The 13,805-nt window shown below is 72.7% G+C and carries 10 protein-coding genes; 7 read left to right on the top strand and 3 right to left on the bottom strand.

Features of this window, described 5'->3' with window-relative positions:
- The first annotated feature begins 323 nt into the window (after positions 1-323).
- The 4 genes from ACFYQA_RS13500 (at position 324) to ACFYQA_RS13515 (ending at position 3,374) form a co-directional block, all read left to right on the top strand.
- Complete coding sequence (locus ACFYQA_RS13500) at positions 324-1,193, top strand: TIM barrel protein (protein ID WP_388915993.1); 870 nt, start codon at positions 324-326, stop codon at positions 1,191-1,193.
- Between the two features lie 47 nt (positions 1,194-1,240).
- Positions 1,241-2,161 carry a 2-hydroxy-3-oxopropionate reductase gene (locus ACFYQA_RS13505; RefSeq protein WP_388915996.1) on the top strand — a complete coding sequence of 307 codons (921 nt, stop codon included), beginning with the start codon at positions 1,241-1,243 and terminating at the stop codon, positions 2,159-2,161.
- Between the two features lie 53 nt (positions 2,162-2,214).
- Positions 2,215-2,454, top strand: a complete 240-nt coding sequence (locus ACFYQA_RS13510; RefSeq protein ID WP_386401979.1) for a hypothetical protein — start codon at positions 2,215-2,217, stop codon at positions 2,452-2,454.
- A gap of 161 nt (positions 2,455-2,615) precedes the next feature.
- Positions 2,616-3,374, top strand: coding sequence for a TIGR04222 domain-containing membrane protein (locus ACFYQA_RS13515; protein WP_388916000.1), 759 nt, complete (start codon positions 2,616-2,618; stop codon positions 3,372-3,374).
- A gap of 131 nt (positions 3,375-3,505) precedes the next feature.
- Here ACFYQA_RS13515 and gcl read toward each other — a convergent pair whose 3' ends face one another.
- The gene (gcl, locus tag ACFYQA_RS13520) at positions 3,506-5,290 is read right to left on the bottom strand and encodes a glyoxylate carboligase (RefSeq protein WP_388916003.1); all 1,785 of its coding nucleotides are present in this window, start codon (positions 5,288-5,290) and stop codon (positions 3,506-3,508) included.
- A gap of 296 nt (positions 5,291-5,586) precedes the next feature.
- Between gcl and ACFYQA_RS13525 the strand changes: the two genes are divergently transcribed.
- Positions 5,587-6,375, top strand: coding sequence for a hypothetical protein (locus tag ACFYQA_RS13525; RefSeq protein ID WP_388916006.1), 789 nt, complete (start codon positions 5,587-5,589; stop codon positions 6,373-6,375).
- Between the two features lie 52 nt (positions 6,376-6,427).
- Entirely contained in the window at positions 6,428-6,949 is a 522-nt protein-coding gene (locus tag ACFYQA_RS13530) for a GNAT family N-acetyltransferase (RefSeq protein ID WP_388916009.1), read from the top strand.
- A gap of 33 nt (positions 6,950-6,982) precedes the next feature.
- On the opposite strand, the gene ACFYQA_RS13535 is transcribed toward ACFYQA_RS13530, so the two are convergent.
- Together ACFYQA_RS13535 and ACFYQA_RS13540 are read right to left on the bottom strand one after the other, a co-directional pair.
- Positions 6,983-8,653 (bottom strand): AMP-binding protein, encoded by a 1,671-nt coding sequence (locus ACFYQA_RS13535; protein ID WP_388916012.1) that lies wholly within the window; start codon positions 8,651-8,653, stop codon positions 6,983-6,985.
- Complete coding sequence (locus ACFYQA_RS13540) at positions 8,650-10,329, bottom strand: AMP-binding protein (RefSeq protein ID WP_388916015.1); 1,680 nt, start codon at positions 10,327-10,329, stop codon at positions 8,650-8,652. The genes ACFYQA_RS13535 and ACFYQA_RS13540 overlap by 4 nt, the downstream gene beginning before the upstream one ends.
- A 514-nt stretch (positions 10,330-10,843) precedes the next feature.
- Here ACFYQA_RS13540 and ACFYQA_RS13545 point away from each other — a divergent pair.
- The gene (locus ACFYQA_RS13545; RefSeq protein WP_388916018.1) at positions 10,844-13,684 is read left to right on the top strand and encodes an AAA family ATPase; all 2,841 of its coding nucleotides are present in this window, start codon (positions 10,844-10,846) and stop codon (positions 13,682-13,684) included.
- Positions 13,685-13,805 lie beyond the last annotated feature (121 nt).

Raw genomic sequence — 13,805 nt, forward strand, 5'->3', positions numbered from 1 at the left:
ACACGGATCGGGGCGCGTTTCCGCAGGTCAGAGCCGCGCCACAGGACTTCACTCGCCATCGCACACGCTCAACCCAGCCACTCCGATCGCTCCCCCGCACGGGCCGGGAGCACCCCGGCCCGAGCCCCGGGAGCCGGGCGGGGGCGAACGGGCAGGGGCGCGCAGGCCGGGCCCGGCAAGCCTTAGGCCTCCCCGCACTCTTGCCGCCCGCTCCCCTTGACAGCCCCCGAGTTCCACGGGCAACCTTCCATCAGATAGAAGAAACTTTCCATAATGCGGAATCCAAGGACCGATTGACGTGATCGGAAGGGAGTGCGGCCCCGATGCCACCAGGTGCTGAGTGGAGTGCCGCCGCAGACCAGCGCTTCGCCGTCAACCTGTCGATCCTCTTCACCGAACTCCCGCTCCCGGAGCGCCCCGCGGCAGCCGCCGCGGCCGGCTTCACCGCGGTCGAGCTGTGGTGGCCCTGGACCGACCCGCCGACACCCGCACGGTCCGAACTCGACGGGCTGAAAAAGGCGATCGAGAACGCCGGCGTCCGGCTCACCGGCCTGAACTTCTACGCCGGACGGCTCCCCGGCCCCGACCGCGGCGCCCTGTCGCTCCCGGGTGAGGAGTCGGAGCGGTTCCGCGCCCATGTCGATGTGGCCGCGGACTTCGCCGATGCCCTCGGCTGTACGGCCCTCAACGCGCTGTACGGCAACCGCGTCGAGGGTGTGGATCCGGCCGAGCAGGACGCGCTCGCCCTGGAGAACCTCGTCCTCGCCGCCCGCGCCGCCGACCGGATCGGCGCGATGCTGCTGATCGAGGCGCTGAACCGGCCCGAGTCGCCGCGGTACCCGCTGGTGTCGGCCCCGGCGGCGGTGGAAGTCGTCGACCGGGTGAACGCGGCCACGGGGCTGGGCAACGCCCGGTTCCTGATGGACCTGTACCACCTGGCCATGAACGGCGAGGACCTGCCGGCGGTGATCGAGCGGTACGCCGCGAGGACCGGCCATGTGCAGATCGCCGACAGCCCCGGCCGCGGCGCCCCCGGCACGGGCGTGCTCCCGCTGGAGGACCTCCTCGGCCGCCTGCGCACCGCGGGCTACACGGGCCGGGTCGGCCTGGAGTACAAGCCCGGCGACCGGCCGAGCGCGGAGGCCTTCGACTGGCTGCCCCGCGAGGCCCGTGCGGCCCGTGCGGCCCGCTGATCATCCCTTGTACGGACGTGTGACGTGTTACGGAGAGGCACTCCCTCATGAGCCACACCCCCGGCACCCGCGAGACCCCCGGCACCCTTCCCCGGATCGCCTGGATCGGCCTCGGCATCATGGGCTCCCCCATGTCCGAGAACCTGATCGGGGCGGGCTACGACGTCACCGGCCACACCCTGGAGCAGGAGAAGCTGGACCGGCTGGCCGCCGCGGGCGGCACCCCTGCCCCTTCGATCGCCGAGGCGGTCCGGGGCGCGGACGTGATCATCACGATGGTGCCCGCGTCCCCGCAGGTCGAGGCCATCGTGTACGGGCCCGACGGCATCCTCGAGAACGCGCGGCCCGGCGCCCTGTTGATCGACATGTCCTCGATCACCCCGCAGACGTCCGTCGATCTGGCCGCCGCCGCGGAGGACAAGGGCATCCGTGTGCTCGACGCCCCGGTGTCCGGCGGTGAGGCGGGCGCCGTCGAGGCGGTGCTGTCCATCATGGTCGGCGGTGAACAGGCCGACTTCGACGCCGCGAAACCGCTGTTCGAGGTGCTCGGCAGGACCGTCGTCCGGTGCGGCCCGCACGGCTCCGGGCAGACCGTGAAGGCCGCCAACCAGCTGATCGTCGCCGTCAACATCCAGGCGTGCGCCGAGGCCGTGGTCTTCCTCGAGAGGTCCGGCGTGGACCTGGCGGCCGCGCTGGACGTCCTGAACGGCGGCCTCGCGGGCTCGACCGTACTGACCCGCAAGAAGGACAACTTCCTCGGCCGGAACTTCGAGCCCGGCTTCCGGATCGACCTGCACCACAAGGACATGGGCATCGTCACCGACGCCGCCCGCACCGTCGGCGCGGCCCTGCCCGTCGGCGCCGTGGTCGCGCAACTCGTCGCGAGCCTGCGCGCGCAGGGCGACGGCGGACTGGACCACTCCGCGCTGCTGCGCGCGGTGGAACGCCTGTCCGGCACCCGGACCTGAGTGCGCCGGGACCTCCGGGTGCGGATCCGCCCGGCGGGCAGCAGCCTGGAGGCATGGCAGATCCCACGAAGCATCCGCACATCGTGGTGCACTCCCCGGCGTTGGACGGCTCGCGCCGGGTCACCTCCGGCGACGAGACGCTGGGCGTCGCCTCGCACCTCGACGACGTGGGCGAAATCCTGCGGCTCGCCGATCTCTACAACACCGACGTCGAGGGGGCGGACCTCATCGAGTGGCAGGGGGGCGGCCCCGAGGACTGGCCGGGCCTGTCGGAGGAACACCACGAAGCCTGACCGCCACCGGTCTACGGCAGCGGCCGTAGACCCGCTACGACACCCTCAAATCAACCTCCGAACCATGCCCCGGAGGCTTCGGGCACCCCCGTCGCCGGGCAGAAACCCCTCACGCGGGGCCCGCCGGCACGGGGGCGGCGGGCTCCGCTTCAGGGGGAAGCATGGGCGACTGCACCCGCTGCACCCACTGCACTCGATGCACCGACGCCCGGCGGACGCCGCACGAGATCGCGCTGCTCCGTGACGGCCCGCGTGCCGCGGTCACCGTCGCCGTCGTCGCACTCCATCTGCGGGGCATCCTCGAAGCGGGCCCGCCGGGCACCCTGCGGGCCTCCCGGCCGACGGAGAACAGTGACGCGGAGCACCCCTTGCCGACCCTGCCGCCCCTCCCTCCCCTCGGAGTCCCGCTGGACCCGCCGACCTCGGACGGCACGGGCCCCGCGGAGCCCGCGGAGCCCGCCGACACCGCGCACCGGGCCCTGATCCTGGAGAGTGCGGTGCACGGCGCCCTCGACGAACCCACCGGCCTGGGCGGGTTGGTCCGCCACCCGGAGGTGCGCCGGGCGGTGGCCGAGGTGCGCGTCGGCCTCGCGGAGGCCGGGCTGCTGACCTATCCCCTGTTCAGGCCGACCCGCGCCGCCCGCCGCCAGGTACGGGCCCTGCGGGAACAACACCCGCTCCCCGCCGTCCGGGGCGGCCTCACCCCTGACGACACCCTGCTCGCCGTCGCGCTCCACGGTGAGCAGGGCCTGCGGGTGTTCGTGCCACGCTTCGCCCCCCGGGCGGGACTCACCGCCCGGGTCAAGATCGGGAACAAGAGCATGCTCCGGCCTCCCCGCAGCTCCGGGACCTACGGCGGATCCGGCGGCTACCACTACTGCGGGGGCGGGGGCGGGGGCGGTTGCGGCGGCGGGATGTGAACGCTCTTCCCCGCGAACGAGGGAGAGTCCTGGCTCACGCTGCTCGATCGCAACAGGAGATCCACTCGGTGGTGCGCGGCTACCGCACCACCGGCCTGCACACCGGCACACCGGACTCGCCGGTCCGTCCGTCAGACCTTCAGCGTCCTGATGGACGTCGGCGCGTGCCACGGCTCCGTGGCGGTCTCCTCGAACTCGACGACACTGCCTATGTCGTTGGTGGTCGACATGGCGATGTCGGTGACCCGCTCGAGGATGGCCTCGACGACGACCGGCACCCTGTGCTCCGCGGCGAGTTCCTTCGCCCGTTCCAGTGCCGCGCCCAGCTCACCGGGGTCGGTCACCCGGATCGCCTTGCAGCCGAGGCCCTCGGTGACCCGGACGTGGTCGACGCCGTAGACGCCCAGTTCGGGCGCGTTGATGTTCTCGAACTCCAGGCTGACCTGGAAGTCGATGTCGAACGCCCGCTGTGCCTGCCGGATGAGGCCGAGGTAGGAGTTGTTGAGCAGCACGTGGATGTACGGGATCCGGTGCTGTGCCCCGACGGCCAGCTCTTCGAGCATGAACTGGAAGTCGTAGTCGCCGGACAGGGCGACGACCTGGGCTCCGGGGTCGGCCCTGGCCACGCCGAGTGCCGCCGGGACGGTCCAGCCGAGGGGGCCGGCCTGGCCGCAGTTGATCCAGTGCCGCGGGCGGTGGACGTGGAGCATCTGGGCGCCGGCGATCTGGGAGAGGCCGATGGCCGAGACGTACCGGGTCTCGGGGCCGAAGGCCCGGTTCATCTCCTCGTAGACGCGCTGCGGTTTGATCGGGATGTCGTCGAAGTGCGTACGCCGCTGGAGGGTGGCCCGCTTCTCCTGGGCCACCGCCGCCCAGGCGGAACGGTCGGGCAGCCTGCCCTCGGCCCTGTGTTCCTTCGCGACCCGGACGAACAGCTCCAGCGCGGCGCGCGCGTCGGAGGCGATGCCGTAGTCGGGGGCGAAGATCCGCCCGATCTGAGTGGGATCGACGTCGATGTGGACGAAGGTCCGGCCGGCCGTGTAGACGTCGAGCCGGCCGGTGTGGCGGTTGGCCCACCGGTTGCCGATGCCGAGGACGAAGTCGGCTTCCAGGAAGGTCGCGTTGCCGTAGCGGTGCGAGGTCTGGAGGCCGACCATCCCGGCGTTCAGCTCGTGGTCGTCGGGAAGGGCACCCCAGCCCATCAGGGTCGGTACGACCGGCGTGCCGGTCAACTCGGCGAATTGCACGAGCAGTTCGGACGCGTCGGCGTTGACTACTCCGCCGCCCGCCACGATCAGCGGGCGCTCGGCGGCGTTCAGCATGCCGAGTGCCTTCTCGATCTGGGCGCGGCTCGCGGCGGGTTTGTGGACCGGCAGCGGCTCGTACGTGTCGGGGTCGAACTCGATCTCCGTCTGCTGCACGTCGATCGGCAGGTCGATCAGGACGGGGCCCGGCCGGCCGGAGCGCATGAGATGGAAGGCCTGCTGGAGGACGCCGGGAACCTGCGCGGCCTCGAGGACGGTCATCGCCATCTTGGTGACCGGCCGCGCGATGGCGGCGATGTCGACAGCCTGGAAGTCCTCCTTGTGGATCACCGCGGTCGGGGCCTGGCCGGTGATGCACAGGATCGGGACGGAGTCGCCGGTCGCGGAGTACAGGCCGGTGATCATGTCGGTCCCGGCCGGACCGGAGGTGCCGACGCAGACGCCGATGTTGCCCGGCCGGGTGCGGGTGTAGCCCTCGGCCATGTGTGAGGCACCCTCGACATGGCGGGCGAGGGTGTGGGTGATGCCGCCGGATTCCCTGAGTGCCGCGTAGAACGGGTTGATCGCCGCGCCGGGGACACCGAACGCGTCAGTGACGCCCTCACGCTTGAGGATCTCAACTGCCGCGCGGGCAGCGGTCATTCGAGCCATGGAGCACTCCTGCTTCGACTGTCGGATACACACTCCCGTCGCGCCCTGCGGCAAGCCCCCTCCCCGCCGCATCGACTTCCACCCGATTTTCCGCATTGCGGAAAACAATTTCTGTCATATGGAATGAAGGTAAGTGGGCCCCATAAAGGACGTCAAGAGAGCGGTGTGCGTGCGGTCCCCGTGCCGGATGCGGGCGTCCGGGAACGGCAACTGCCGGACAGACCGGGGACCGCGGGAGGACGATGGGGCCCAGGCCTGAGCTGAGGACGTCGTCCGGGAACGGAAGTGGTGGGCCCATGCCCGAGAGCGGGTCCGTACGCTGTCCGGCCTGTCGGAGCGAACACCGCTACACGGCGCCGTCGTACCCGTGCGCGTGCGGCGCGCCGGTCGTGCCGACGCTGGATCCGGACGCGGTGCCGACACCGGTCGTCCATCGCGTCTGGCAGGAGGAGTGGGTCACCGTGTGCTGCGGACGCTGCGGGCGGCCCGGCGAGTGGCCACGACCGGAGTTCGGCTGCCCGTGCGGGACGGTGCTGCGGATCCCGGTGGCCGGCCCGGACACCGCTCCCACCCCGGACGGACCCCCCTCACCTGCCTCGAACACCGCACCCGCCTCGTACGGCACACCTGACGCGCACGCCGCACCCACACCGGACGGCACCCCTGCACCGGCGTCGCCGACGGCCGCCGGACCCGCTCCACGCCGCCCCGACATCCCTTCCGTGCCGATCCGCACCGCGCGGGACGCGGTCACGGCGACCGTGCTGTATCTGCGCCTGCTCGGCCACGACGACATCCGCCGCGCCCACCGGCGTTCCCCGTCCGGCATCGGGCTGGCCGGCCGGGGTGTCCTCGCCCTGGTCGACCCGTCGGCGCGTCCGGTGACGTCGCGGGACGTGGAGTGCCTGTGGCTCATGTCCATGTCGGAGTCCGCCCGGTGCCTGTACCTCACCCTCACCGGGTACACCCCGGACGCCCGGGAGCGTGCCGACCGCCTGGGTGTCCCGCTGTTCCTGCTCGACCTCACCGGCACCCCGCAGCCGGTGAACGCCCCGGCCGACGCGCTGGACGCCACCCGCTCCTGAGAAGCCCGAAAACCCGGGGACGTCCCCGCCCCCGCCGTCCGATACTCGGCGCATGCGTACGCACATCCGGCCCGCCGCCTTCGACGAGTCGTCCGCCCTCCAGGACATCGAACGGGCCACCGGCGCCCCCTTCCACGCCCTGGGCATGCCGGAGATCGCCGACGACGAACCGCCCGCCCTCGACACCCTCGACCACTACCGGCGGGCGGGCCGCTGCTGGGTCGCCGCCGACGAACGGGACCGGCCCGCCGCCTACCTGATCGCCGAACCGGTGGACGACGCGTTCCCTCTCGAGCAGGTCTCGGTGCACCCGCGCGCCGCCCGCCGTGGCGTGGGCCGGTCCCTGATCGCCCACGCCGCCGAGCAGGCCCGCGCGCAGGGCCTGAGCGCCCTGACCCTGACCACCTTCGCCGACGTCCCGTGGAACGCCCCGTACTACGCCCGCCTCGGTTTCCGCACGCCGACCGAGGCCGAACTCACGCCCGGCCTGCGCCGGATCCGCGCCCAGGAGAACGAGCACGGGCTCGACCGGTGGCCACGCGTGTGCATGGCCGCAATCGTGGGACAGCCATGACTCCCCGCTCAGCCCCCTGAGCCCTCAGCCCTCTCAGCCCTCACCGCCCTCTGTGGCATACCGCTCCCGCAGTTCCACCTTGCGCACCTTCCCCGAGACCGTCATCGGGAAGGACTCCAGGAGCTGGAGCCGGCTCGGGATCTTGTAGTGGGCCAGCCGGTCGACGCAGAAGGCGCGCAGGTCCTCCAGGGTGACCGGGTCACCGGCGTCGCGCGGGACGACGCAGGCCAGGACCTCCTCGCCGTACCGCTCGTGCGGGACACCGACGACCTGGACGTCGGCGATCTTCGGATGGGTGTGGAGGAACTCCTCGACCTCGCGAGGGTAGATGTTCTCCCCACCCCGGATGATCATGTCCTTGATGCGGCCGACGATCTCGACGTACCCGTCCTCGCGCATCACCGCGAGGTCCCCGGTGTGCATCCAGCGGTTGGCGTCGATGGCCTCGGCGGTGCGCTCCGGCTCGTTCCAGTAGCCGAGCATCACGCTGTAGCCACGGGTACACAGCTCACCGGCGGCGCCGCGGGGCCGGGTCACGCCGGTGGCCGGGTCGACGATCTTGACCTCGATGTGCGGCAGGACCCGGCCGACGGTGCCGGTGCGGTGCTCGAGATCGTCGTCCATGCGGGTCTGGAGGGAGACCGGGGACGTCTCGGTCATGCCGTAGCAGATGGAGACCTGCTCCATGTGCATCTCGGCGACCACCCGCTTCATGACCTCGACCGGGCAGGGCGATCCCGCCATGATCCCGGTCCGCAGGGAGCGGAGGTCGTAGGCGGCGAAGCCGGGGAGGTTCAGCTCGGCGATGAACATGGTGGGGACGCCGTAGAGCGAGGTGCAGCGCTCCTGCTGGACGGCGCCCAGGGTGAGTTCCGGGTCAAAGGAGGGGGCGGGGATGACGATGCAGCCGCCGTGCGAGGTGATGCCCAGGTTGCCCATGACCATGCCGAAGCAGTGGTAGAAGGGCACCGGCAGGCAGACCCGGTCCTGCTCGGTGTAACCGATGGTGCGGCCCACCCAGTATCCGTTGTTGAGGATGTTGTGATGGGAGAGGGTGGCGCCCTTGGGGAAGCCGGTGGTGCCGGAGGTGTACTGGATGTTGACCGGGTCGTCGCAGCTCAGCACGGCGGCGACGGCGTCGAGCCGGTCGTGCGGCACGGCGACTCCGCCCTCGGTCAGTACGGCCCAGGACGGGTCGCCGATGTACACGGTCTCCCGGAGTTCGGGACATTTCCCGCGTACCTGGTCCACCAGGGCCCGGTAGTCGCCGCCCTTGTGGGAGAGGGAGGCGATCAGCACCACGACGCCGGCCTGCCGCAGGACGTACTCCAGCTCGTGGGCGCGGTAGGCCGGGTTGATGTTCACCATGATCGCGCCGATGCGGGCGGTGGCGTACTGCGTCAGGACCCACTCCGGACAGTTGACCGCCCAGATGCCGACGCGGTCACCGGTCGTGATCCCCTTCGCCAGTAGCCCGCGCGCCACCTCGTCGACCGCGGCGCCGAACTCGGCGTAGGTCCAGCGCCGGCCCGAGGGGACGTCGACGAGGGCCTCGCGGTCCGGGTACGCGGCGATCGCGCGGTCGAGGCCGGCGCCGACGGTGTCGCCGAGCAGCGGGGTGGTGCTCGTCCCGTGGCTGTACGACGGGGAGGGCGCGGGGGCCGGGGCCGGGGTCGGGGCCGGGGTCGGGGTCGGCGGTGTCACCGGAAGTCCTCCTCGCGGTACTCGGCGTCGGAGCCCGCCGCCGTGGCCTCGCGCAGCTCGATGCGGCGGATCTTGCCGGAGACGGTCTTGGGCAGCTCGCCGAACTCCAGCCGGCGGATCCGCTTGTAGGGGGCGAGCACCTTGCGGGAGTGCTCGAAGAGCTCCCTCGCGGTGTCCGGGCCGGGCCGGTGGCCCTCCGCGAGCACGATGTACGCCTTGGGCACGGCCAGGCGCAGCTCGTCCGGGGCGGGCACGACGGCGGCCTCGGCGATCGCCTCGTGCTCCAGCAGGGCGCTCTCCAGCTCGAAGGGGGAGATCTTGTAGTCGGAGGCCTTGAACACATCGTCGGCGCGGCCCACGTAGGTGAGGTAGCCGTCGGTGTCGCGGGAGCCGATGTCGCCGGTGCGGTAGTAGCCGCCGGCCATGGCCTGCGCGGTGCGGTCGGGGTCGCCGTGGTAGCCGGTCATCAGGCCCACCGGGCGGTTCGACAGGTCGAGCGCGATCTCTCCCTCGGTGGCGCCGGGTGCGCCGGAGACGGGGTCGAGGAGCTCGACCCGGTAGCCGGGCCCCGGGCGGCCCATGGAACCGGTCCGCAGGGGCTGACCGGGGCTGTTGGCGATCTGGACGGCGGTCTCGGTCTGTCCGAAGCCGTCGCGGACGGTGACGCCCCAGGCGCGCCGGATCTGTTCGATGACCTCGGGGTTGAGCGGTTCGCCGGCGGCGACCACCTCTCGCGGCGGGGTGCGCAGCCCGGTCAGGTCGGACTGGATGAGCATGCGCCACACGGTGGGCGGGGCGCAGAAGGTGGTGACGCCCGCACGGTCCATCTCGGCCATGAGCCGGGCGGCGTCGAACCGCGCGTAGTTGTGCAGGAAGACGGTCGCCTCCGCGTTCCACGGGGCGAAGAGGTTGGACCAGGCGTGCTTGGCCCAGCCGGGCGAGGAGATGTTCAGGTGCACGTCGCCGGGTTTGAGCCCGATCCAGTACATGGTCGCCAGGTGCCCGACGGGGTACGAGGTGTGGGTGTGCTCGACGAGCTTGGGTTGTGCGGTGGTGCCCGAGGTGAAGTACAGCATCAGGGGGTCGTCGGCGAGGGTGGGGCCGTCGGGCGCGTAGTGCTCGGCGGCACCGTAGGCGTCCTCGTAGGGCAGCCAGGCGTCGCCGGCGCCTCCGCCGACGGCGATACGGATGTAGTCGCCGGGCACCTCGTCGAACTTCGCGGTGTCGGCGGCACGCGTGATCACGTGCCGGACGCGGCCCCTCTCGACGCGGTCACGCAGGTCGGCGGGGCCGAGCAGCGGGGTGGCTGGGATGACCACGGCGCGCAGTTTCATCGCGGCGAGCGCGGTCTCCCAGAGTTCGGCCTGGTTGCCGAGCATGACGAGCACCCGGTCCTCGGCGCCCACGCCCTGCTGCCGGAGCCAGTTGGCGGCCTGGTCGGAGCGGCGGGCCAGTTCGGCGAAGGAGAGCCTGGTCTGCCCACCGTCCTCCTCGACGAGGTGCAGGGCGGTGCGGTCGTTGCCGTCCGCGATCACGTCGAACCAGTCGAGCGCCCAGTTGAAGCGGTCGGGGCGCGGCCAGCGGAAGCCCTCGTAGGCCGTGGTGTAGTCGTCGCGGTGTTCCAGCAGGAAGTCCCGGGCCCTGCGGAACTCCTCCGTCGCCGTCGCCGTCGTCATGTGTTCCCTTCCGTCGCCGTCGTCATGGCTGCTCCGTCCTCCTCGGTCCCGGACCTTGCCGGGTGCCTCTGTGCCATCGTCTAATCCGTGACGCAGGTCTCCCTACCCCCGAAAGGGGGTGTGGGCTCACTCGGGAGCCGCGACGGAGAGGCGAACAGGTGACAGCTGACCCGGGCGGGGGCGACCGACGCGGGGGCGGCCGAGCGGCTGGGGGCGGCGGCCGGGACCGTGAAGGCGTCTCCGCGCCCGGCGATGCGCGAGCCGGGTCCGCGGATGCGGGGGGGAGGCGGTGGTCTCCGCACGCGGGGTCTCCGCACGCGGGGCGGGGTGGTTGCCGTAGGTTTGCGGTGTTCTCGCGGGGTCGGCATTACCGGCGGTCCGGGGTTTTCGACCGGTGTGCCGGGACTTTGGGTTTTATCCCGGCGTCCGCTGTTATTTGCCTCACGACGTCGCCCCTCCGAATTCAACTGACCCATTGCCTAATATTGGCCAGGACACGACACAGGAGGGAGCGGTGACCGTGCGCCGGGACTTCAAGGATCCTGCCCGATGCCGTCCCGACCTGGTCATCGGCAGGGAGGAGCCGTTCGCCCAAGCGCGCGAGCAGCTGGCCCGAGGGGGCAGCGTGCTGCTGCACGGGCCGGCCGGAATAGGTAAGTCGACCGTGCTGCGGGCACTTGCGGCGGAAAACGCGGGCGGGGCGCCCACGGTGTTGCGCTGCTCCGCCACGGAGTCCGAATCCCACCTTCCGTTCCTGGCGCTGGCGGATCTGTTCGGTCTGGTCCTCGAGAGGGTCTCCGGTGCGCTGCCCGCCGCGCAGCGCACCGCTCTGGAGTCGGCGCTCACCGGACGCGGCGAGTCCACGCTCCAGCGGGACGGGCTCGCGCTGCGCCTGGCGGTGCTGTCCACCCTGCGGGCGCTGGCTGCCGAGGGGCCCGTCCTGGTCGTCGCCGACGATCTTCAGTGGCTGGACTCGGCCAGTGCGGAGCTGCTGGGCTTCGCCGCCCGGCGCCTCGGTGACGCGCCGGTGCAGATGCTGTGCGCAGTGCGGACCGAGGGCACGGAGGGGCAGGAGTACGACCGTCATCTGCGGGCCTGCCCGCCGGACACACGGGTGGTCCGGCTGGGCCCGTTCTCCCGTACCCAGGTGTCCGCGCTGCTCGACCACCGCGGTTACACGGGTCTGTCCCGCACCACGGTCCGCGACATCCACCGCACCAGCGACGGCAACCCGCTGTTCGCGCTCGAACTGGGCCGTGCTCTGGCCGAGAGCCCGGCCCGGCCGCGCCCCGGTGAGCCGCTGCCGGTGCCGACCTCGCTGCGTGCCCTGGTGCTCAGCCGGCTGGAGATGCTGTCGGACGACGCGCGCCGCACTCTGCTGGTGGCCAGCGCCGGTGCCCGCCCCACGCCGGCGCTGCTGCACGCGGCCGGCCGGGACCACGCCGAGGAGGAGACGGCCCAGGCCGCCGCGCTGGGGCTGCTGGCGACGGACCCGGAGGAGCCGGGGCTGCGGTTCGCGCATCCGCTGATCTCGGCCGCGTTGTACGCGGAGGCCCCCGCCCACGAGCGGCGGGCCGCGCACACCGCGCTGTCCACGGCTGCCTCCGATCCCATCGAGCGGGCCCGGCATCTGGCCCTCGCCACGACCGGCACCGACCCGGAGGTGGCGGCCCGGCTCGCCGAGGCCGCCGCGCTGGCCCGCGACCGCGGGGCTCCCTCGGTCGCCGCCTCGCTGGGGCTGCTGGCCGCCCGTCGCACCCCTGCCGACACGGCCGACGGCGCGCCGGGCCCGGACGAGCGGCGGCTGCAGGCCGCCGAGGACGCCATCACCGCGGGGGAGGCGGATCTCGCCCGGGACATCGCGCGCGAGGTGCTGACCCGGGCCACGGTGCCCGCGGAGCGGGTGCGGGCGTGGATGGTGGTCATCGAGGCGGCCGGGCAGGCCCTCGGTGAGGTCGACGCGGTCTTCCCGCAGGTGCTGGCCGACGCGGGCGACGACCCGCGGCTGCTCGCCCTGGTCCACTACCAGCTGGCCTGGCGGGAGATCGTGGTCGACGGCGACTTCGACAAGGCCCGGCGGGAGGCCGCGCACGCGGCGGACCTGGCTGCGCGGGGCGCGGACCGGCGCACCGAGCTGATGGCGCTGGCCTTCCAGTCGTCCACCGAGACCCTGATGGGCCACCCGGACGCCCCGGCCACCATCAAGCGGGCCCTGAGGGAACCCCAGGACCCCTACGTGGCCTGCCACCACAACGGCGCGGGCATGGCCAGGTTCCGCTGGCTGCTCATGAGCGACCAGCTGCCCGAGGCCCGCAAGGGCATCACCGGGCTGCTGCGGGAGGCACGGCGGCGCGGCATGGTCGAGAGCGAGGTGCACTTCCTGCGCTTCCTCGCCGACACGGAGCTGCGCTCCGGGCACTGCGGCCGCGCCCTGGACCTGGCACGGGAGAGCCTGCGGCTGGCCCGGGACTCCGGGACCGGGGAGGGCGCCTCGGCGATGCTCGCCTCGCTCGCGGAAGCCTGTGGCGGGGACGTGGAGCGGGCGCTGGCACTGGCGCGGGAAGCCGCCGACCACGCCGAGGTGGACGGCGACCAGATGTACCTCTCGCGCGCCCTGGCCGCCTTCGGCCATGCCCAGTCGGTCGCCGGGGACGCGGCGGGTGCGGTCCGTTCGCTGCGCCGGGTGCGGGAGCTGGAGCAGGGCATGGGCATCACCGACCCGGCGCGGGGCCGCTGGCACGGCGATCTCGCCGAGGCACTGGTCCGGATCGGTGAGCCCGGCGAGGCGCAGGAACTCATCGACCTCACCCGGGTGCACGCGCTGCGGCTGGACCGGGCGGGCGTCCTCGCCGTACTGGACCGCGCGGAGGCCCTGGTACGGGCGGCCCGCGGAGAACACGAGGCCGCGCGGAAGCAGCTGACGTCGGCGCAGGACCGGCTGGGCCGGCTGGGGTATGGGCTGGAGGAGGCGCGGGCCGCGTTCGCGCTGGCCCGGCTGCGCGCCCGCCTCCCGGGGGCGGCCCCGGGTCATGCCCCCTACGACGAGGCCGCCCGGCTGTTCCGGCGCTGCCGCGCGCTGCCCTGGCTGCGGCAGGTGGACGCGGCCGTGGCCGCCGGTCCGGTGGAGCCGGAGACGGTGCCCGCGTCCGCCTCGGCGGCACTGGACGGCCTCGCCTCGATGGAACGGCAGGTCGCCTCGCTGGTGATGGAGGGCGCCACCAACCGGGAGATCGCCGCCCGGCTGTTCATCAGCGTCAAGACGGTCGAGGCGACGCTCACCCGGGTGTACCGGAAACTGGGTATCCGGTCGCGGGTGGACATCGTCCGCCTGGCCGCGGGCCGCCGCACCAAGTGACCCTGGGGGCGAGGGGTACGGCGGGCGCGGGGTACGGCGGGCGGGGGGTACGGCGGGCGCGGGGCGGCGGGGGTGCGACGACCTGGGTCGGGGTGCGCGTGCGGGCCCTCGCGGGGCCGGC

It is taken from the genome of Streptomyces sp. NPDC005774, assembly GCF_042871645.1.
Taxonomy (GTDB): Bacteria; Actinomycetota; Actinomycetes; order Streptomycetales; family Streptomycetaceae; genus Streptomyces; species Streptomyces pratens.